15 protein-coding genes are annotated in these 21091 nt (G+C 38.9%); 6 read left to right on the top strand and 9 right to left on the bottom strand.

Features of this window, described 5'->3' with window-relative positions:
- From B2X33_RS07880 to B2X33_RS07860, 5 genes are all read left to right on the top strand, one after another.
- On the top strand, positions 1 to 2210 hold a 2210-nt coding region (locus B2X33_RS07880; protein WP_296668857.1), incomplete at its 5' end, for a midas domain-containing protein.
- On the top strand, positions 2210 to 3103 hold the full coding sequence (locus tag B2X33_RS07875) for a hypothetical protein (RefSeq protein ID WP_296022766.1): 894 nt from the start codon (positions 2210 to 2212) through the stop codon (positions 3101 to 3103). The genes B2X33_RS07880 and B2X33_RS07875, both read left to right, overlap by 1 nt.
- Positions 3104 to 3109: 6 nt before the next feature.
- Positions 3110 to 4621: a 6-hydroxymethylpterin diphosphokinase MptE-like protein gene (locus B2X33_RS07870; RefSeq protein WP_296668855.1), complete on the top strand. Its 1512-nt coding sequence runs from the start codon at positions 3110 to 3112 to the stop codon at positions 4619 to 4621.
- Entirely contained in the window at positions 4614 to 6068 is a 1455-nt protein-coding gene (locus B2X33_RS07865; protein WP_296668854.1) for a motility associated factor glycosyltransferase family protein, read from the top strand. The genes B2X33_RS07870 and B2X33_RS07865 overlap by 8 nt, the downstream gene beginning before the upstream one ends.
- Positions 6069 to 6070: 2 nt before the next feature.
- Entirely contained in the window at positions 6071 to 7264 is a 1194-nt protein-coding gene (locus B2X33_RS07860; RefSeq protein ID WP_296668852.1) for a hypothetical protein, read from the top strand.
- A gap of 21 nt (positions 7265 to 7285) precedes the next feature.
- Here B2X33_RS07860 and B2X33_RS07855 read toward each other — a convergent pair whose 3' ends face one another.
- From B2X33_RS07855 to B2X33_RS07825, 7 genes are all read right to left on the bottom strand, one after another.
- The gene (locus tag B2X33_RS07855; protein WP_296668851.1) at positions 7286 to 7909 is read right to left on the bottom strand and encodes a tetratricopeptide repeat protein; all 624 of its coding nucleotides are present in this window, start codon (positions 7907 to 7909) and stop codon (positions 7286 to 7288) included.
- 43 nt (positions 7910 to 7952) lie between these two features.
- Complete coding sequence (locus B2X33_RS07850) at positions 7953 to 8990, bottom strand: uracil phosphoribosyltransferase (RefSeq protein WP_296022761.1); 1038 nt, start codon at positions 8988 to 8990, stop codon at positions 7953 to 7955.
- Positions 8991 to 9005: 15 nt separating this feature from the next.
- The gene (locus B2X33_RS07845) at positions 9006 to 9905 is read right to left on the bottom strand and encodes a TP0453 family lipoprotein (RefSeq protein WP_349675717.1); all 900 of its coding nucleotides are present in this window, start codon (positions 9903 to 9905) and stop codon (positions 9006 to 9008) included.
- Complete coding sequence (ileS, locus tag B2X33_RS07840; RefSeq protein WP_296668848.1) at positions 9892 to 13110, bottom strand: isoleucine--tRNA ligase; 3219 nt, start codon at positions 13108 to 13110, stop codon at positions 9892 to 9894. The genes B2X33_RS07845 and ileS overlap by 14 nt, the downstream gene beginning before the upstream one ends.
- Before the next feature lie 66 nt (positions 13111 to 13176).
- Positions 13177 to 14211 (bottom strand): hypothetical protein, encoded by a 1035-nt coding sequence (locus B2X33_RS07835; protein WP_296668846.1) that lies wholly within the window; start codon positions 14209 to 14211, stop codon positions 13177 to 13179.
- Between the two features lie 260 nt (positions 14212 to 14471).
- Positions 14472 to 16451, bottom strand: a complete 1980-nt coding sequence (locus B2X33_RS07830) for an AMP-dependent synthetase/ligase (RefSeq protein ID WP_296668843.1) — start codon at positions 16449 to 16451, stop codon at positions 14472 to 14474.
- 129 nt (positions 16452 to 16580) lie between these two features.
- A complete protein-coding gene (locus B2X33_RS07825; RefSeq protein WP_296668841.1) occupies positions 16581 to 16967 on the bottom strand; it encodes a C-GCAxxG-C-C family protein in 387 nt (128 codons plus the stop codon).
- 186 nt (positions 16968 to 17153) lie between these two features.
- Here B2X33_RS07825 and thiI point away from each other — a divergent pair, with 186 nt between their 5' ends.
- On the top strand, positions 17154 to 18434 hold the full coding sequence (thiI, locus tag B2X33_RS07820; RefSeq protein WP_296668839.1) for a tRNA uracil 4-sulfurtransferase ThiI: 1281 nt from the start codon (positions 17154 to 17156) through the stop codon (positions 18432 to 18434).
- A 113-nt stretch (positions 18435 to 18547) separates the two neighbouring features.
- Here the strand turns inward: thiI and B2X33_RS07815 are convergent, their stop codons facing one another.
- On the bottom strand, positions 18548 to 20386 hold the full coding sequence (locus tag B2X33_RS07815) for a hypothetical protein (protein WP_296668835.1): 1839 nt from the start codon (positions 20384 to 20386) through the stop codon (positions 18548 to 18550).
- Positions 20387 to 20557: 171 nt separating this feature from the next.
- Positions 20558 to 21091: hypothetical protein (locus B2X33_RS07810; RefSeq protein ID WP_296668833.1), on the bottom strand; the 534-nt coding region annotated here is incomplete at its 5' end.

The following is a 21091-nucleotide window of genomic DNA, read 5'->3' as shown; positions in this document are numbered from 1 at the left end:
CAGAAAACAAAGTTTCTGATTCGCCAGTTTCTAACACTGAGGAAGAAATTTCTCTCGACGAATTTATCGAAGGCGGTGTCTTTGAAACAGGACCTGATGAAGACAAAATAAAAGAAAAAGAAGCGGAAAAAGCGGCGGCACAAACTGGGCAAGAAACCGACTTTGCTTCACAGCCGGAAATTTCAAAAGAGACTGCCGCTGAGGACGATTTTAGCGTTGCAGCGGATTTAGAAACAGAAACTCCTGAAGACGCATTTGATTCTGACAATTCAGAAAGCGCTTCGGACGATGATATTTTTAACGTAGATCTCTCGTTTGACGAGCCGTCGGATGAGCCAGCTCCAGCTTTGCAGGAAACTTCTCAGAATGCACAGGAAACTTCAAGCGCAGACTCGCCAGCAGGAACTCATGACGTTGATTTGAGCGAATTCGGTCTTGATGATTTGAGCTTTGACAAAAACGATTCTTCTTCTGAAGCAAATGCAGGCAATGATGGAATGGAAAGCGTTGATTTGAGTGAATTCGGTTTCGACGATTCGGATTTCCAGGAAACAGAAAAAGCTCCGGAAAGCGCAGAAAATGAGGAAGCGCCTGAAATTCCAGAACAAAAAGAACCTTCTCTAGAAACAGAAACTACTCCAAAACAGGAAGTTGAAACCATAAATACTGAAGAAACAATTTCTCTTGAACCAGAAGAAGAACAGAGTTTTGAAAGCGAACCTCAAGAAACAGAAACTTCTGAAGCAAGCGCAGACGATGATGATTTTGACCTTGACTCAATTCTCGACAATATTACCGACGAAACAACCGGAGACACTGTAAGCATTTCGGACGTTGGCGGAAGTTCAGCAGAGCCGGTTGAAACAGCTCCAGAAAGAGAAATCATTGACGAGCCGAAAGAAGCAGTTTCTGAAAACACAGTTTCGGAAACAAAACCTTCTGCACAGCCAGTTGAAATCACTCCGGAAAGCGAAATCATTGACGAACCGAAAGCCGATGCCGCTGATTTGACAGAAAAAGAAGTTGAAGAAACAGAAATTCCGGACACATTCGATGAAGAAGCGGCGTCTTTCCTTGAAAATGACGACGAAAAAGTTGCAGAAGTTGCAGATTCGATTACAGCGCCAATTTTGGACGAAGGCGAACTTGAAACAGAAAAACCTTCGACACAGATGACGGCCATTTTCAGCCAGATTGTTACAGAACTTTCTTCGTTAAAAAACGAAATTGCATCGTTAAAAAATGAATTTGAAACCCTCAAAAACGAAAAACAGCCTGGAAATTTAAAATTGGAAAGCAATGATTCCGAAAACGAAGGATTTTTCTCAAATTCAGACGAAGACGACACAATTGCCCTTTCAAAAGATGAAATGGACAATATTTTGAACACAGCAGACATTGCGCAGGCTGAGGAAACAGACGAAGACAAGAAAAAAGAAACAGAATCTGAAAAAACAAAAGAAACACAGGATAATATTTCTGAACCGGAAGAACTTTCTAGCGAAGAGCCAGAATTTAAGGAAGAGCCGGAAGCTGCAGAGGAAACAGAAAATCTTTTTGGAAGCGCAGATGACATCGCGGATATTTCTGACGAGGACATTCTTTCGGACGATGATTTTGCAATGGAATTTGAAAACGCCCAGACAGAAAATACCGAAGAACCGCCTACTCTCGATGACGTAGATTATACAAATATTTCTAAGGAAAATGATTTACCGGAAGAGATTTCCGTTCCAAAAAATGACGACATCTTGGTTGAGTCAAGCCCAACTGACATTTTAGAAACAAAAGATAGCGAAAATAAAACCGAAAATGCTTCTGACAGTTTTAATGAAGATCCGTTTGAGCTTTCTGCCGTTGAACCTTCAATCAGCGAGACTCTCACCGATGAAAAACTCGACTATCTCTCAAAAGCTCCTGAAGAATCGGAACAAAACGAAAATTCAGAAGAGCTTTTGGAACTCCCCGAATCAGAAGAAACTGAAGCCACAGAAAAGGTTGAACCAGAAACCTTGCAGGAAGTTAAAGAAGAACCAGAAACAAAAGAAAGCAAAGATATTTCTGACAACCTAAAATCAGAAATTAAATCTGTACTTTCTTACATGGATCAGCTGCTCGAAAATTTGCCGGAAAACAAAATTGCAGAATTTGCGCAGTCAGAGCAATTTGATACATACAAAAAGCTTTTCAAGGAATTGGGACTTGCATAATGGGTCTTTTAAGCCGTATTGAAAATTTAACTACAGAAAAAGCCGGTCTTTTAGCTCGTGCCGATGAGCTAAAAAAATGCGCCGGCAAACCTCAGGCACAGGAAACAGCAAATATTGATTTCTGTGCTTTTGCAAGTAAAAACGGCTTTACACATTCAGGAATTTTTTCTTTAAAGGATGATTTTTATTATCTTTCTGAAACCCAGAATCTTGATTTGACAACGATAACAAATTCTCTTTCAACAAAAGATTTTTGGGACGGACTTATAAGCGGCAAAAAAGGCTGGATTTTTTTTGAAGGAGAAAGCCTAAATCCTTTTTTTCAGCTTTTTTCGACTGAAATCAAAGACAAAATCAAAAAAGTTTCCATATTTCCGTTCTCACACGAAAATTCAACCTGCTATTTTTTTGCGCTAAACTTTCAGGAAGAATTAAATCTTTCTGAGTCAGAATTTGCAGAAAATCTAATCAAAATTTTAAAAACCAAGTCTCTTCAAAACCAAAATTTGCCGGGCGAAACAAAACTTTGCGAAGGATTTGATATTTCAGATGCCAGCCTTTTTATTATTTCTGCAAAACTTTCGCTTGAAGAAGCATTTAAAAATTTTTCTTCGCCTTTTAAGGAACTTCTAAAACAGACAGCATTAAAACAGCTTTTTGAATACTTAAAAACTCTCTTTTCTTTTCCAAACTGTTGCGCTCTAGGTCAAGATGAAGAAATTAAAGCCGTAATTTTTTCAAAAGAAGAAATTGATGAAAAATTTTTACAGTTTCAGTTGAACATTTCTGCAAAAAAGTTTTTTTTGAATTCAAATATGCAAAATCTTCTTGTACTCTGCGCAGGAATCTGTAAAACTCCGCACGGAACGCTCACATTTTTATCCCAGGACTAATTCAAATTGAGCGAAACTAATTTGAATTTTGTTTTTTTTAATGCAAAAAACGGCGAGCAAACCTGCAGACTGAACGAAAAATATTTCCATTCTGCTTACGATCCTTCAAAAGAAGCGCAGGCATTCTGCAGTTCGATTGAATGTACTTTTAAACCATCTTGCGTAATTATTTTGGAGCCGGCTCTCTCCTTTTGCGCCGCTTTTTTAAGAAAAACTTTTCCTTCTGTCAAACTGATTGCAATTCGCTTTACAGATGTTTTTTGCAAAACAGACAGTCTTTGGGACAAAGTTTTTTATTTTTTTCAAACAAAAAATTTCGCTCAAAAACTTTATTCTGCGCTTGGAGAAGAAAAAATTCTTTCTGCGTTGATTTTTGACTGGCCAGGAAGCAAAAATATTTTTCCAGAAATTTCAAATTCAGTCTGGCAAGAAATTAAAATTGCAGTTTTGACAGCAAGAGACGTGCTTTATACGCGCGAAAAATTTGCAAAACGCTGGTTCTTAAATTCGCTGGCTTTCTGCAAATTCGGACAGAATTTTTATTCACTTCGCAGAATAAAAAAAGACATTCTAGTTACGGCTTCTGGGCCTTCACTTCAGTCTTCACTAAAAAATATAAAAAAGTACCGCGAAAATTTCTTTTTGATTGCGGTTTCTTCTTCACTTTCGGTTCTTCTCTACAATAAAATTTTTCCAGATTTGGTGATTAGCAGTGACGGCGGATTTTGGGCAAAAAAACATCTTGAATTAAACAGCGAAGATTTAAAAAAACTTAAAAACACAGTCTTTGCGCTCACAGACGAAGCAAACTGTCCTAAAAATATTTTGCAAAGCCAAAAAATTCTTCCGCTCGCCTATCCTTCTTCTATCGGAGAAAAAATTTTTACTGATTCAAAAATTGAATTTTTTCCGGCCTTAAGAAACGGAACTGTAAGCGGAACTGCGGCAGCTTTTGCGCTAAACCTGACTCAAAAGAATGTTTACTTTTGCGGACTGGATTTGGCAGAAAACAACGGATTTCAGCATGCCCAGCCAAATATGCTTGAAAAAAACTCTCAAAATAAAGATTTTCGGCTTGGAACAAAAGAAAAAAGGCAGGTTTCTTCGAGATTTAATTCAAAAGGTTCGCTCGAAATCTACCGCAGCTGGTTTAAAAATCAAGGAGACAGTTTAAAAGAACGGCTTTTCAGGCTTTCAGATCACTATAATTTTTCGGAAAAACTCGGACAAATAAAAGATTTGTCATGGGAAGAACTCGATTTTGACAAAAAAAATGCTGATTTTGATTCTACAACGGAAGTTTTTTTCAAAACAAAAAATTCAGCCGAAAAAAAGGAATTTAAATCACGTTTTTTAAAAATTCTTGAAAGCGGAGATTTTGACGGAGAACTTTTTCCGCTTGAATCAATACTTTTAGCGCGAGAGCTTTGCGAAGAAAAGAAAAATGGACAAAAATTAAAAATCCAGCAAAAAAAGGCTGAACTTGCAGAAAAAATCCGGAGACTTTTTGATGAATAGTTCTTACACAACCCTCGAAAATTCAAAAAACGGAATTTTAATTCCAGTAAAAAATCGAATTTACGTCTGCTCAAAATACGATCCTGTTCACGAGGCAGAAATTTTTGCGTCTCAATTTGAAAAAAAAGAAAAATTTTTTGTAGTTGCAGGTTTATGTTCAGGCTGGCATATAGAAAAACTTTTAACAGAAAGCTTTGACAGAAAAATAATCATTGTAGAAAACGATATTGAAGATTTTAAGTTTTTAAGGCAGATTCCGCTTTGCAGCAAACTTTTGGAAGACAGACGGATTATTTTTTCAACACCTCAAAGCCTTTTTACAGACATTTTATCAAATTATCTTCCTGCAATTTACGGAAATCTCAATTTTTGTTTTTTGCGAGGCTGGGAAAACGCTTTTTTCGACAAAATGCAGCTTATAAAAACAATCGTCGAAAAAGCAATAAAAACTGTAAAAGCAGATTTTGCAGTTCAGAGCCATTTTGGAAAAATCTGGAATAAAAATATCTTTGAAAACCTTAAAATTGCTTCTGAACAAAAAAACGCCTCGCAAATGATCGAAAATCTCAAAAAAAACAACAAAGTGACCGCGGCGATAATTGCGGCAGGTCCGACGTTAGATACTACAATCGAAAAACTGAAAAAAAATCCCGGCAAATATTTTATAATTTCGACAGACACCGCATATTCAAGTCTTTTGCGCTCAAAAATCGTTCCAGACGTTGTTGTAAGCATTGACGGCCAGAACATAAGTTACTCGCATTTTCTTCATCAGGCACAAAAAAACAAGACGATTTTTGCCTTCGATCTTTGCGCAAATTCAATTCCTGCAAAAAAGATTTCAGTTCAAAAAAATAAAATTCTTTTTTTTGAATCGGGGCATCCGCTTTCAACCATCGCTTCGCACTTTAATGGAACAAGTTTTATTCATTTAAATTCTGGGTCAGGAACTGTTACAATCGCCGCCACAGACCTTGCCTTTTTTCTTGGCTTTGAAAAAATTGAATTTTTTGGAGCGGATTTTGCATATTTAAACGGGAAACCTTACGCAAAAGGAACATATCTCGATGACATTTTTTATAAAAAACAAAACCGGCTTTCTACGGCGGAACAGTCTTTTTGCACTTTAATGTACAGAACCAAACTTATTTATCTTGAAGAAAAAAAAATTACAACAGAAGTTCTGGAAAGTTACAGGTTTTCGCTGGAAACTTATTTGAAAAATCCCGGAAAATCAATTTCTGTCGAAATCAAAGATTTTAATTTTGAGATTTTCAACACCTTTTTTAAGAAAAAACTGCTCTCTCTTCCAGAAAATTTTACAGGCGAACTAACGAACCAATTTTTTTATCCGCTTCTTCCGGTTATGGCTTTTTACGAAAAGACTCATTCAATTCAAGACAGCTATAAACTTGCACGTGCTGACTGCTTGCGATATACTTACTGAATATGAAAAAAAGAACCTTTAACTTTATTTCTGTAGTCATTTCGGCTATTTTTGTTTTTACAGCAGTTTATTTTATTTCTGGCATCGTTTCCGACAAAAAAAACGGACCTTTGCAGGCAGAAGAAATTTTCGATTCTTTAGCTATAAAAACTCAAAATGCCGCAAATTCATATCCGCTCGATTCATATAATTTTTCAGATTCTTTTATTCGTGCCGCAGGAGATTTCAGCAATTACCAAAAATTAAACCTTTCTGTTGACGGAAATTTGATTTATTCTTATCCGCCAAAAGACACATACTTTTCAAGAAAATCAAGCGCAAAGTCTTTTACAAAAAATTTTCCGACAAAAAACGGAAATTCAATTCTCATAAATGCAGAAATTTATACGGCGGTCCAGTCTTCTCTTTTTTATCATGCGCGAACTGCTTTTATAGTTATTTTTGCCGCAACATTGGCTGCGATTTTGATTTTAATTTTTACAAAAACGGAAAAAGACGAAATTGATGAAATTTCATTTGAAGACGAACAGGAAAGTTCTGACAAAGAAATTTTTTCTGAAAATAAAACAGATGAACTTTCTTCAGAAAAACAGAACAACGAATACGATTTGACCGAGGAGGAAAAAAAACAGCTTTTTGACGGCTTTGACACTGTAGATTTTTCTCAAAAAGAAACCCCGGACAAAGAGATTTTTTCTGAAAAAACGGACACTGAAAAAGAAAAATCTTTTCCAAAAATACAGCCGATTGAAAATCTTGAAGCAAAATGCGAAGAAGCACTTGTAAAAGCAGCAGAAAACGGTTCAGACCTTGCGGTTTTAATAATAAAAGTTAATTCTTCCGAAAACGAAATTTCATCAGAACAAATAGAAAATATTTTTGACTCGGACTTTGCTCAAAATGCGCTTGTTTTTTCAAACGAAAACAACCTTTTTACAGTTCTTTTGAAAAACACGGGTCTTGATGACGCAATCACAGTTGCAAAAGAGGTTTTTGAAGATTTTTCTAAAAAACTGGAAGATGACGGACAAAAACTGACAATCGGGCTTTCTTCAAAAAACGGGAGAACAGTGAGCAGCGAAAGGCTTTTGACAGAAGCGAGCGAAGCTCAAAAACATGCAGCGACAGAGCCTGATTCTCCGATAATTGCTTTTAGGGCAAGTCCAGAAAAATACAACGCCTGCATCCTTAAATAAATAAGATTTTTTAACTCTGCCCTAAAGCTTAGGAGTTTTTTCAGGTTCTTTTACAGGGCTTTCATGAGAGCCGGCAGTATTTTCAGTTTCTTCCTTAGGCTGGAGTTTTTCGCGGAGCTTTTCAATTTTATCAGAAAAAGACTGAAGGTTTGCATTGTCAGGAAATTTTTCTGAAAGAATCTGATATTGTTTTTCTGATTCTTCGAAATTTTCCAAAAACAAAAGCAAGATTAAATAATTTTCCAAAAGAGAAGAATCGTTCGGAAACTTTTCTATCAATTCTTTATAAAGACTCGCAGCTTCCTCGGTTTTTCCGCTCATTCCCTTTATATATGCAAGAGAAATCTGCAAATCCTTATTTTCTGGATCGACAGAGAGAAGTTTTTCATAGCATTTTTCGGCAGATTCATAATCTTTCGCCAAGGCATAACTTCTTGCAAGCTTGTAATAAGCGGCTGCATTGAGCGATTTATTCTTCATGGCAAGTTTATAATACTGAATCGCCTTTTGATAATTTTTTAAATTTAAATATTCGTCTGCAATTGCAAAATATTCTGAGGAGATATTCGTTGTAATAATTTCATTTTCCCCCGGCACACGAAACGAATATTCGCTCTGGCAGGAGAAAAGTGAAATAATTGCCATGAAAACTAAAGCTGCGGAAAAAAATTTGTACTTTTTCAACTTTCTAGTCAAGAACAGTTTCTTCAATTTTTGCAAGCTGATTACGGTAAAGTTCCGAAATATTTGAACCATAATCTGCAATCAGACGAATAATATTGCGGGGATTGTCTTTTTTATCGCAGCCGTTAAGACGGTCGCCAGCATCGCCAAGCCCTGGCATAATATATGCTTTTTCGTTTAAAACAGGGTCGAGCCACAAAGTATAGCAAGTGCAGTTTTCGAGGGCGCGTGTTACGCGAAGACTTCCTTTTAATGCGGAAATCACATTAAAAAATTTAATAGATTTTGGCTTTACACCATTCTGCTGAAGGTATTTTACAACTGTCACAAGAGAACCGCCTGTCGCATTCATCGGGTCGGCAAAAATCAAATCTTTTCCATCGAGATCTTCAAGATTGAAGAATGATTTTTTTAAATCGAGGATGTACTCCATATTGTCTTCGTTTTTTGAATCGTCGCGGTTAATCTTAAAAAGCGCAAACGGAGTCACATATTTATGGCTGGAATATTCTTCGATTTCTTTTGACATGATAATGCTTGGCAAAAGCGCGCCGCGCAGCATTACGCACATTACAGAATTTTCAATTTCTTTATCAATATCAGGAATTTTATGAACCGCATAATTTTGAGCAGGGAAAGTAACAGGAGTTTTTACGACAATGTGGCCCTTGTTATTTTCTGAATGGTCAGTAAAAGCAAGGCGGAAAAGCATTTCGTATGCACGTTGAACGTAATAGATAAATTCCTGATGTCCGGTATTTATATCGCGGAGTTTCGAAATTACGCGGCTAGCCTCCGCATGGCTTCCAGATTCGGTTTCAAAGGAAAAAACCTTAATACGAGGATGTTCGCTGCAAATGCGCTGAAGCTCGTGTCCCATTTTGTCAAAACTGTCGATCACATTCTGTTTGTCGAGCGGTTCAAAAGATTTGAGGGTCTGCCCATACATATCTTCCAAAAGCTTTATATCTTTAAAATCCTGCTCCTTTAAATAACCGTCAAGATCCTCTGCCTTGAGAATAATTTTTTCACTAGTTTTCATAGTTCCTCCTAAAAGCTATTGCCTTAAAATTTTTCCAAGCTGATTATATGATAATGAAATATCCGAAATTTGAATCTGAGAAGCGCCTTTTTGCACAATTTTTGCAGGAATCGGGAACAAGGCAACTTTTAGCATTTTAACAGCAGCCTTTGCAATAGCCGGATTTGAAAGCTCAAGATTAAGGATAAGCGCAAATTTTTTATCGACTTTTGACTCTTCCAAAGAACCAGAAAGACTTTTTAGTCCGAGATTTATCGTTTTTCCGACAATTTTTCCGAAGAGGTTTCCTGGATTTTGTGAATAAAAACGAATCTGAGAAGCTTTGTTGTCTGTCAAGAAATCGTAAATTTCATCTGGAAGAGAATTTTGAGAATTCTTTCCGTTTTCACCAAATTCAAAAATATTTTGCTCATTTTCGTAGCGGGCAAGCATTTTTGAAACATTTTCGGAAGCAACAAAAGTTTTTGAATCAGGAAAAGCAACTTTAAATGGAACGGCAGCTGAAGAATAAACAGCAAAAGGAAAATTCGTTCCTTTTATAATCTGCGTATTCCAGCCTTTTTTTTCAGAAAAAGCCATTTTTATTCCCGCTTTCGGAAAAGAGCCTTCAACTGCAATCTGAATTTTTTCGTCAGAATCCAAAGCAAGGGCAATATTCTCCATTCTTGAAACTATAGACTTGACATTTTTTTGCGAAAAATCAAAAAAATCGGTCATTGCATATTCAACAAAAGTTTTACTGGCAGAAACAGGAATATAAACAATAACCGGCGAATCTCCATCAATCAGTTTTAAAGGCTCAACCTGCTCCATCTGAACCGGAGATTTACAGGAGAAAATTAAAAATACAGAAAAAAAAGTGCAGACAGAAAATAAAATTTTCTGAAAGCACTTTAAATTTTTATGCTTTTGCAACGCAAATTCTCCAGATTTTATCGTCTGCCTCGATTTCTTTTGCACCGTCAATTTTTTCTACCCAAGACTGCTCGTTTGTAAGTGTTGATGTAGAAATCAATGAAGCGAACATTTCGTAAGCCGATTTTAATTCAGAATCGCCGCTCAGTTTAAGATTGATTTTGTCCTGAACTGTCAGCCCCTGCTCCTTTCGGATTGACTGAATTCCGCGGATAAGATCTCTTACATAGCCTTCTTTTTTGAGCTCATCAGTAACCTTTGTTTCAAGGCCGATTGTAATCGTTCCATCGTTAAGAACTTTCAAATCTTCTTTTTCGGTGCGCTCAACAATAATTTTTTCCGAATTGAGTTCAACTTTCTGTCCCTCAACGTCAATTTCGATGTTTTTTCCAGAAAGAATATCAGAAATCTGTTCATTTTTGAGTGTTGCGATAATTCCTGCCGCAATCTTCATTTTTGAACCAAGTTCTTTTCCAAGCACACGGAAATTTGCCTTCGCAGAATAGTGAACAAGTTCATCTTCCCTTTCATGGAAATTTACTTTTTTAACATTCAATTCTTCGGCAATTGCATCAACCATGCTTTCAAGAACCTTGCGTTCTTCTAGATCTCTTGTAACAAGCTCTGCCGAAAGAAGCGGCTGGCGGTTCTTTAAGTTGAACTGGTTGCGCAGAGAGCGTCCCATAGAAACAGCTTTCTGTACTGTAGCCATCTTGAATTCAAGGGCTGTGTCGCGCAATTTTTCGTTATAAACAGGATAGTCCATCAGATGAACTGACTCTTTGTCGCCTTCAAGTTTTAAATTCTGCCAAATTTCTTCAGCAAGGAACGGAATAAAAGGAGAAGCAACAAGACAGAAAGTCCTGAAAGCAGTATAAAGAGTTTCAAAAGCTTCAATCATGTCGCTGCGGTCTTCGTTGCGGGAAAAACGCTTTCTTGAACGGCGGATATACCAGTTATTGATTTCGTCAATAAAGTCGATGATTGGATCGATCGCAGCACTTAAGTCATAATCGTCCAAGGCTTCGGTAACTTCTTTTACCATTTTCTGAGCAACAGAAATAATCCAGCGATCCATAGGATTTGAAGGAGTTTTGCCGTCAAAATAATGGCCCGTCGCCTTATAGTTTTCTACGTTAGAATAACTGATGAAGAAGTTATATCCAGACCAAATTGGAATTATGATGTTTTTGATTACTTCTCGAACACCATTGTCTGAATAACGAAGGTCGTCTGCCCGAACTACAGAAGAATGAGTTAAGAAAAGACGGAGCGCATCAGCACCAAATTTGTTGATAGCTTCGACAGGGTCAGTGTAGTTGCGCAGAGATTTAGACATTTTTCGTCCGTCTTCTGCAAGCACAAGGCCGTTTACAATACAATTCTTAAATGCCGGACGACCGAACAAATGGGTTGCAAGAATCGTAAGTGTGTAGAACCAGCCGCGTGTCTGGTCAAGACCTTCTGAAATAAAGTCTGCAGGAAAATGCTTTTCAAAATATTCTTTGTTTTCAAACGGATAATGCTGTTCAGCATAAGGCATAGAACCTGATTCAAACCAGCAGTCAAAAACTTCCGGAATACGATGCATTGTGCCTTTTTTACATTTTGGACATTCAAAAGTTATTTTATCTACAAACTGCTTGTGCAAATCTTCAGGGTATGTTCCAGAAAGCTCTTTAAGTTCCTGTCTTGAACCTACACAGATTTTGTTTCCACAGTCAGGATTATCGCATCTCCAGATTGGAATTGGATTTCCCCAGTAACGGTTGCGGCTTACAGCCCAGTCACGGCTGCCTGCGAGCCATTTTCCAAAGCGACCATCTTTTATGTGCGCAGGCTGCCATTTAATCTGACTGTTTGAATTTAAAAGCTCCTTATGATAGTCTGCAACTTTAACAAACCAAGAACCAATTCCACGGTAAATAAGAGGAGAAGAACATCTCCAGCAATGCGGATATGAGTGCTCATACTGTTCTTTTTTTACAAGTTTTTTTTCTGCCTTCAAGCGGTCGCAAATATCTTTGTCGCAGTCTTTTACAAATCTTCCCTTATAGTCAGAAACTTCCGAAGTAAATTTACATTCTGCATCAATCGGTTCAACGTTCGGAACTCCGCTTCCTCTAAACACTAAATTATCGTCTTCACCAAAAGCAGGAGCAATATGAACAATACCTGTACCGTCTTCTGTAGAAACGTAGGCCGCATTGAACATTCTGAAAGCGCCTTCAGAACATTTTTGTCCTGAAATTCTTTCACATTCAGAAGGATCTGAAAGACTTGCAAAATAAGGGAAAAGCGGCTCATATTCTGCGCCGATAAAATCCTTGCCCTTGCGTCTGTAGATAATTTCGTAATCTTCAGGATTTTTGTAATAAGCACAAAGTCTAGCTTCTGCAAAGATATAGAAATCTCCAGATTCCTTGTCGAGAATTTTTACATAGTCGATTTCCGGTCCCATACAAAGACCGAGATTTGAAGGCAAAGTCCAGGGAGTTGTTGTCCATGCAATAAAATAAGTTCTGCCGTTTTCCAAATCTTTGTCGTCAATTGCTTCAGGCGCTTTTGTAATCTTAAAACGAACTGTAACTGCCGTATCTTTTACATCTTTATATCCCTGGGCAAGTTCGTGAGTAGAAAGAACGGTTGCACAGCGAGGACAGTACGGAAGAATATATTTTCCTTCATAGATAAGACCTTTGTCCCACAAAGATTTTGCAACCCACCAAATTGATTCCATATAATCAGGATTCATAGTTTTGTAGTCGTTGTCAAAATCGACCCAGCGTCCCATTCTTGTGATTGTCTTTCGCCATTCTGAAGTGTATTTTAAAACTGAAGCACGGCATTTGTCGTTAAAATTGGCAACTCCATAAGCTTCGATCTCGTGCTTAGAGTTGATTCCAAGTTCTTTTTCAATAAGGTTTTCTACCGGAAGGCCATGACAATCCCAGCCAAAACGGCGCTCAACCTTTTTGCCTTTCATAGTCTGGTAGCGTGGAATTATATCTTTTATAGTTGATGGAATAAAATGTCCAAAATGTGGCAGTCCTGTTGCAAACGGAGGTCCGTCAAAAAAAACAAATTCTTCTGCCTTGTCGCGCTGACGGATAGATTTTTTAAAAATATCATTTTTTTCCCAAAATTTTAAAACTTCTTCTTCCTGTCTAGGAAAATCTGGCTTTGGATTTACTGGAGTATACACAGTCGTCTGCCCTCTTTTTGTTGTAGTTTATTTATCGAGTATAATGATTTTTGGCATTTTATACAATTATTTATGAATATCAAGGTTCCGTTTTGACCAAGTACGAGCATCATAAACTTCAATGTCTGAAATTTCTTTCCAGCGAAATTCAGGCTCTTTGACAGGAAAAGGCGGAGCTGAAGGCGGATGACGGCGCTGATTGTTTTTTTCGGCAATATTTAAAATCTGCTCATAATTTCCAGTTCCTGGAACATAGACAAGATATTCTTTTCCATAAGCGTAAATTTTCTTGTCGCTATCGGTAATAAAATTAACCGGAAAATCTTCAATTTTTTTTACATTTCGGATTTTTGAACTTCGCCCCGTTGCGCAGACATAAAGATTTCCGGCAGCTTGAATAAATTTTGGAAGGCTGAATGTTTTTTCTCCATCAAAAAGCTCGGCACGGTCTTCGGATTCTTCCATTTGAGAAAGCCAGTAACGGACAGGATAAAAGTTCTTGCCGTCCACGACATAGCTTAAAAGCTCATTTTTTATAACAGGAGGCGAGATAGTAATTCCAGAAGCAGCTGAAAAATCTTTTAAGAAAAAAACTTCCGTTTCCAAAACTGAAAGATTATTTTTAGACGGAGGATTTTCCTGATTAAATTTTTCGACATCAAGAACAGGATTTTCAAAAAAGGCTTCGCGTATAAAAAAGTTAAGAAAGATTTTTCCGTCAACGACAGCAAGAGGAATATAAACATAATCTTTTAGCGCAGGATATTTTATTCTTAGCTCGAATGCAGCCGCGGTTTTTGAAGGATTTTCAAAAATCGTCTTAAAGCCAATTGAGATGTTTTCCGGATGAATTGCGCTCGTATTGTTTCTGTCGCGGCTTGAAATTTGGGCAAACTGTCCGTTTTCTGCGGCTCGGTCGTCATACCACTGGTAAAAGACACGAAGAACGCAGGCAAAAGAAGAATTTTTTCCAGAAAAAAGCAAAAGCCTGTCGCTGCCCTGCCAAACGCCTTCAAGCAGGGGAGGAACTTCTGAAGAATATTCTGAAAAATGAGAATAGTCGCGTCCAAAAGAAGAAAAAACAACGGCAAAAAAAAACAAAAGAAAAATACCTTTCTTCACAGAAAAAATTATAAATAAAAAAAAAGAATTTTTCTATAAGAAGCTAATGCCGGAAGATTTTTTGCCAGAACGGTTTGTATAAATTTTGCCTGATTTTTCTGCGTTAAGGATAGGAGCACCTGCGGAGCAGTCCACCGCAAGCGGGCGCGGAGGATGAGCGGCTAGCGAAGTGCGGATAGCCTGTCCCTTGCAAAACTTTAGCTTTGCAAGGGAAACGCCATGAATTAAAATCCGCTTGTCTATTTTTTTTCTGAAAACAATTTTTTGATTTCTTTTTTGTAGATTTCGGAAATTGAGTGGCGCATAAGTTCGTGCTTTGCGTTGATTTCTTTTCCGAGCTGGAAACTCTGGTGCAAAAGTCCAAACTTAAAAATGCGTTCGCAGGTACGGAAACCAGTTTTTGCATTTACGCGCATGTCGATTTCTGTACGGAAAACGTTTTGAATTTCGTTTGTTTCGAGAAGATTTTCGTAATTGTCGTAAAAAATTGAATTTTCTTCTGCATAAGCGATGACATTTGCCTGGTCTGGACAAATAAGCGCGGCAATGTATTTTTGATCCTGCCCGAGGACAACGCAGCGTTCAACAAGAGGCGAAGCGTTTACTGCATTTTCAATTACAACTGGCTCGATGTTCTCGCCGCCAAGAAGAACAATTGTGTCTTTTGCCCGGCCGACAATTTTTAGTTCCTTGTCGCAGCTTATCATGCCGAGGTCGCCGGTGTTGAGCCAGCCGTCTTTATCTATGATTTTTTCCGTCAAATCTGGACGCTTGTAGTATCCTTTCATTACCTGACGGCCTTTTACCATTACAAGACCGCGTTTGCCCGGTTTGAGAGCTTTTGAATCAACTGGCTGTCCGTTTTTTTCTTTTACAATTTTTACTTCGTTGCTCGGAAAAATTTGGCCGACATTGTTTGAGCGCGGCTTTTTTGAATTGCAAACCGAAAGAACCGGAGATGTTTCTGTCATGCCGTAGCCTTCCATAAGCCTAAATCCGATTGCATGGAAAAAACTTTCGGTAGAAGGCTGAAGCGCGCCTCCGCCAGAAATTGCGGCCCGCATTTTTCCGCCAAATTTTGCACGCAATTTTTTAAAAACAAGTTTTTCGGCTGCAAAACGAGGAATCCATAAAATAACATACGGAAGGATTCCGAGCAAGGTGTCTAAAAAGCGCGGATACCAGTGATAGCGGCATTTTAAGCCAAAAACCAGTTCTTTTGCCTTGTAAAACTGTCTGCCGATAAATACTGCCGCGTTGAATTCCCACTGACGGATTCCGCTCTGTTTTTTGATTTCGCGGAAAAGTCCCTGTGCGACAGACTCCCAAAGGCGAGGAACGGCATTCATCCATTGAGGCTGAATAAGCGCCATATCGCTGAGCATTACGGAAACAATCGGCTTTGAATAGGCAAATCCGCCTTCCATTGCAACAACCATATAGCAGAATGCGCGCTCAAAACTATGCCATATTGGAAGAACTGTAAGCCACATGTCCCCTCTCTGCATAAGTCCAAGACAATGATGCGCAACCTCGCACTGTGCAATAAAATTGTCGTGAGTAAGCTGAACTCCTTTTGGAATGCCTGTAGTGCCGGAAGTAAAAATAATAGTTGCCGTATCATCTGGAGAAATAGTTTCCATTGAGTCTTCGAGCTCTTTCCATTCCTCTTTTGTAATCTCTACACCAGAACTTTCCAAAAAGTGATAGTTTACAACTTCAATTCCGAGAGACTTTGCCTTTTCGATTAGCTTTTCATCCGGATAATCAAAAAGAACCGCTGTCTTTAAAAGAGGAACTTCCTCGACTTTTTCTAGAACTTTTTCAAGCTGTCTGCCGTTTTCAAAAAAACTTACTTTGCATTCGGTAAAATTCAAGATAAAGCGAATTTCAACTCCCATTGAATCGCAGCCACGAGGAACGTCGATCGCGCCGAGAGTTAAAAGCGCATAGTCGGCAATAAGCCATTCGCGGCGGTTGTCGCTCATAAGTCCAACATGCTCGCCGCGTTTAATGCCGAGTTTCTTGAGGCTGTGGGCCATTTCCAGAACATGCTGGTAAACCTGGGAATAACTGTAGCGGACAAAAACTCCGCTCTTGTTCTTTACAGCCTGCAAAGTCAAGTTCGGATTTTTTTTAGTTTTTTCTCTAAGAAGAATCGGAAGGTTTTTTCCGAGCGTTTTGTCAAATGTAGTATCAGGAAAAATTTTCTCAATCATAACAATATGACATTATCACAAAATATGTCATTTTGACAAGCAAAATGTTTTGGCAAGCCAAACAAAAAAAGGCATCAGATACTCTTTTCAAACTGATGCCTTGCCCACATTTTTGTAATTCATTTTTTTTTAATCAACAAGCTCTTTAAGCGAGAGAACCGCGTTTTTGCAGCAGTCAGGACATTCGCAAAGAACTTTTCCTGTTGAAAGGCCTTTTAGCTCTCGGCAGAGAGTTGCGCCGCATTTTTCCTTAAAGTCAGAAAGTATTTTTTTTGCGGCAACTGAAGTTCCTTTTCCTCCGGTCAAAAACCCTGCAACCATTACGGCTCCGATTAAGGCGCCGCATGTGGCTTCCATACAGCCCATTCCGGCGGCAAAACCAGCACCGCTTTTCATCAAATCGTCAGAAGAAAGCGGAAGCCTGTCTTCAAAAACTTTCAGCACCGACTGAGTACAGTTGCATTGTCCAGTCGCCTTTAATTCGGCCGCTTTTTGAGCGCGTTCTTCTAAATTCATTATGTCTCCTATAAAACTCCGCGTTAGCGGCGAGCCACGTAAGTTTTCCAAACATCAAAAAAGTAACTGCGGAAGAATAGCACAAAATTCAAAAAAATACATCGCAAAAAAAAGATTTCACAAAGTTTGAAAATCGGATATAAAAATTGAAAAAAAAAACTTCAAAACCTTACCGGAACAATTTTAATGGAACAAGATTTTTTTTTCTGTTATATTGGTTTTATGGTTACATATTTGGGAAAACTTGGCGAGCTTACTTTGAAGGGCTCCAATTTAAAATCATTTGAAAAGCTTTTGGTTCAAAACGCTAAATCTTATCTTCTGTCGGTCGAAGCAAAAGTTCACTTGAATTTTGGCAGGCTTTATATTGAATGTGATGAAAGCGCCTGTCCTGCCGTTGAATTTGCGCTTGACCATTTGACAGGAATTACAGGCTGGGCAAAGGCCGAAGTCTGCGGCAAAAACATTGAATCAATTCAAAAAAAAGTTCTGGAACTTGCAGAATCAGAAAAAAAACGCGGTGCTAAAACATTTAAAATCGAGGCAAAACGAAGCGACAAAAGCTTTGAACTTGACAGCTACGGAATTATGCGCGAAGCCGGAAATCTAGTCTACGAACAGAAAATTCTCGACGTAGACGTTCATTCGCCGGACGTTGTTTTTACTGTGGAAGTGCGCGACAAAGTTTACGTTTACTCGGATTCAAAAAAAGGCTGCCGCGGACTTCCTGTCGGCTGTTCAGGCAAAGGGCTTTTACTTTTGAGCGGCGGCCTTGACAGTCCGGTTGCCGGTTACAGGATGATTCGCCGCGGAATGACGGTTGAATGCGTTTATTTTCACTCATATCCTTACACTTCCGAGGAAGCCCAGAAAAAAGTCGAAAAACTTGCGGAAATTGTAAGCAGCTATGGAATAAGGCTGCACTTGAACACAATTCCTTTTACAAAGGTTCAAATGCAGATTAAGAAAAAATCTCCGGAAAATTATACAACTCTTATGCTCCGCATGTGCATGATGAAAGTTGCGACTATGCTCGCAAAAAGAATCGGCGCTGACTGCCTTATAACCGGCGAAAGCCTCGGCCAAGTTGCAAGCCAGACGGTCGAAAATATGGCTGTAACTGAATCTGCCTGCGGAATTCCGCTTTTAAGACCACTCGTTGGTCTGGACAAAGAAGAAATCATTGCGACAGCAAGAGAAATCGGCACTTACGAAACTTCAATTCTGCCTTACGAAGACTGCTGCGTGCTTTTTAGTCCAAAACATCCAGTTCTGCGCGCTCCGCTTGACGAAGCCCGGAAAATTTTTAACAGCCTCGAGGCCGACTCTCTTATCGAAGAAGCGTTCAACAACAGGGAGCTTATGAGATTTGAAGCCGCAGGATTTGTTGCTCAAAACTGGGGAACAAAAGAAAACACAGAAAAACTTTCAAAAGACCATGCGGTCTTGATTCCAAGGGAAAAATAAATTTTCTCGAAAGTCTAACTTTTTAAGGTTTATAAGGGGAGAAGCCTCTCCCCTCGCGGCAAACTTCGTAAGCCGCTCCCCTCTCTGCGGGGACACCCCGCAACGCCCCGGCTCTAATACGTATATCTAAAACCAAGCGTAAAATAGTGGTTTACCCTGTCGGTTAAATTTTCAATCCATTCGCTTTTTTGCCTAGCGGCAACTTCTTTAGCTGCTGCATAAAGTTCGTCTTTTGTAAGTGAACTTTTTCCATTAAATCTATAATATGTTGTCTCGTTACCTTTATCATCTTTATCTGTATAAGGCTCAAATCCAATGCCCTTATAAATATTTTTATTAACTCCGGAATTTTTTACATATTCAAAGGTGTAGCCTGCAAGAAAAGTAAGCTGTCCGCCTCTTGTCTTTGGAAGGTCAATCTCAGCTGTAAGTCCAGCCTGCATTACAGCCATCTTGTGGTCAGAAGTCATAAATCCGAGATTTTCCCAGGCCTGATCAACGTGCGTTCCAGAAGTTCCGTCCGGGTCTGAAAACATCTGGTGCATGTAAGCAGAGCCGTCTGTCGCATACTGGCCCTCTTTTGCAAGAACATATTCCGCCGCGTCATCATCGTCAAATGCTTCCGCCGAATTTGCATGGCGGATAAAATTCGTTGCAAAGCCAAATCTCATAAACGGCTTTGGAGAAAATTCCGCATAAAACGAAACTTTGTCGGAGTTAGGATCTAGCGCGGAACCAATATTCACTCCTGCGTTCGTGTAATTCTGGCGGTTTGCAGTAGCCCCGGAAATTTCTCCCGAATCGTCGCTTCCGTATTCCCAATGCGCATAAACATAAGGCAAGACAATCTGATAATTAAGTCCGATTTTTTTGCAAGCTGTGTTTGACGGAGCAAAAACAAGTCCTGTCTGCCCTGCCACGCGGATTTTTGTGTCAAAATTAAGTTTTACAATGTCGTTCACTTCAATATCATCAACAAAAATATCTGTCGACCACAGAAGACCGTTTGCCGGTTTTATATCGAGCACAAGTCCCATTTGCAAATTGTCATTAGCTCCTCCAATATTTTGAATCGGCATGTACGGAACAGGGAAAAGATACGAAATGTTCATATTCGGGCCAAAAACAATGTTCTCGTAATATGAAATATTGATAAAATCGTTAAAGCGGTAATTTATAGAATGAAACGAAAGGTATTTTCCGTCGCTGTGGTCGCTGTATTTATAAGGATTGTTCGTCGTTGCGCCAATAATTTCAAAAACAGAAGAATAGCTCCACTTTTTTCTGGTTACGTTCATAATAAGGTTTGCAGAATGAAAAGAAGTGTCGTTAAGGGCAAGTCCGTCGTTCAAAAATGAACCGTAGCCTGTTTTGCTAAGTCCGGCAATTGCATAATATTCATTTGTGCCGACAGCAACGTTTGTGTTCCAGTCAAGGTAAAGGGCAATCGGGCCAATGCTTGAAGAGTCAAACACTGAATCCGGAGCCTTGTTTTTGTAAAGAGGGGCAATATCTTCGTAATCTGTAGCTTCCGCATACATTCCAAGGTCGTAGCCAACAGAAATGTACGGATTAAAAACTATTTCTCCGGCAATTCCGCCTTCGCCTTTTACGTTTTTTGTGCCTTTGTCGTTTTCTTCCGTCAGGTCTTGAGAAGCCTTGTATTCACCGTCGCCAGAAACATAAAGATTCAAAGACTTTCCGAAAATTCTTTCATATTCATAAAGCGCAAATTCGCGGTCATTTTTGTCGCCCTTGTCTATAACTTCTTCGAGAATAGATTTTATAAGGTTTGAAGGATAAGGACGAATCTGCGGAAGAGCCGAAATATAGCCTTTTAATTCCCAGCCCTGAGCCTGAGAATAAAATCTGTCCGTCGGATCTACGCTGACCTGGGCAAACAAACAGAACAAATTTGCAAATAAAACTGCAGAAAGAAAAAATTTTTTCATAAAAATCCTCGTTTTGAAAAATTATATCAGAACATTCCAGTTTTGCTATGCAAACATCGCGGCATCAACTACGGCAATGGCAGTTTTGTCAGCACGGGAATGGCACTCAAATTGCGGTTCTTATCAAAACCCGACATTTTGGCTAAATAAACATCTCCAGCTTAAAACAATTTACAATTTAATCGAACACGCTCCGGCAACTTCAAGTCCAGCGGCTTTTTTTCCTTCTTCGTGCCCCTTGTTGAATATAAACACAAAGGAAGGCTGCAGGACACATTCGATTTTTGACGAAAAATTGTACGTTCCGCGGATAGAAATTCTGTTTACAAACTCAGGAGTTCCTGTCGGAGTTACAAGCGACTGCAGCTCCTTTGCAGTTAATGATGGAAAAACTGAATTTTTTCCGCTGCTTCCAGGATAACACCAGCCTTTAGTATCCTCATCACCTGTATTAGTAATAGCATTATCATTTGTATGAACTCCGCCCCACAAGTATTTTCCGTCGCTACCTACCATTGTGTCAAAAACACTTGTTCCGGACATTTCGCCTCTTGCCATAAAAAGATAGATAAAGTTCAAAGCCCATTTTTCAGGAACTTCGTATCCCATGTTAAGCTCTCCGCTGATTGTGTCAGGACCAAAAGGAGAACCAATCCATTCGTAGAACGGATATTTTTTGTTTCCCATGTTTTCGGCGTATGTGCG

It is taken from the genome of Treponema sp. UBA785 (genome assembly GCF_002297065.1).
GTDB lineage: Bacteria > Spirochaetota > Spirochaetia > Treponematales > Treponemataceae > Treponema_D.
Note: the sequence above shows the minus strand (reverse complement) of the source record. Positions and strands in the feature narration are given on the sequence as shown.

Coding starts and splice junctions, on each gene's coding strand:
- B2X33_RS07875 (WP_296022766.1), top strand. CDS start 2,210: ATGGGTCTTTTAAGCCGTATTGAAAATTTAACTACAGAAAAAGCCGGT.
- B2X33_RS07865 (WP_296668854.1), top strand. CDS start 4,614: ATGAATAGTTCTTACACAACCCTCGAAAATTCAAAAAACGGAATTTTA.
- B2X33_RS07860 (WP_296668852.1), top strand. CDS start 6,071: ATGAAAAAAAGAACCTTTAACTTTATTTCTGTAGTCATTTCGGCTATT.
- B2X33_RS07855 (WP_296668851.1), bottom strand. CDS start 7,909: ATGGCAATTATTTCACTTTTCTCCTGCCAGAGCGAATATTCGTTTCGT.
- B2X33_RS07850 (WP_296022761.1), bottom strand. CDS start 8,990: ATGAAAACTAGTGAAAAAATTATTCTCAAGGCAGAGGATCTTGACGGT.
- B2X33_RS07830 (WP_296668843.1), bottom strand. CDS start 16,451: ATGATTGAGAAAATTTTTCCTGATACTACATTTGACAAAACGCTCGGA.
- B2X33_RS07825 (WP_296668841.1), bottom strand. CDS start 16,967: ATGAATTTAGAAGAACGCGCTCAAAAAGCGGCCGAATTAAAGGCGACT.
- thiI (WP_296668839.1), top strand. CDS start 17,154: ATGGAACAAGATTTTTTTTTCTGTTATATTGGTTTTATGGTTACATAT.
- B2X33_RS07815 (WP_296668835.1), bottom strand. CDS start 20,386: ATGAAAAAATTTTTTCTTTCTGCAGTTTTATTTGCAAATTTGTTCTGT.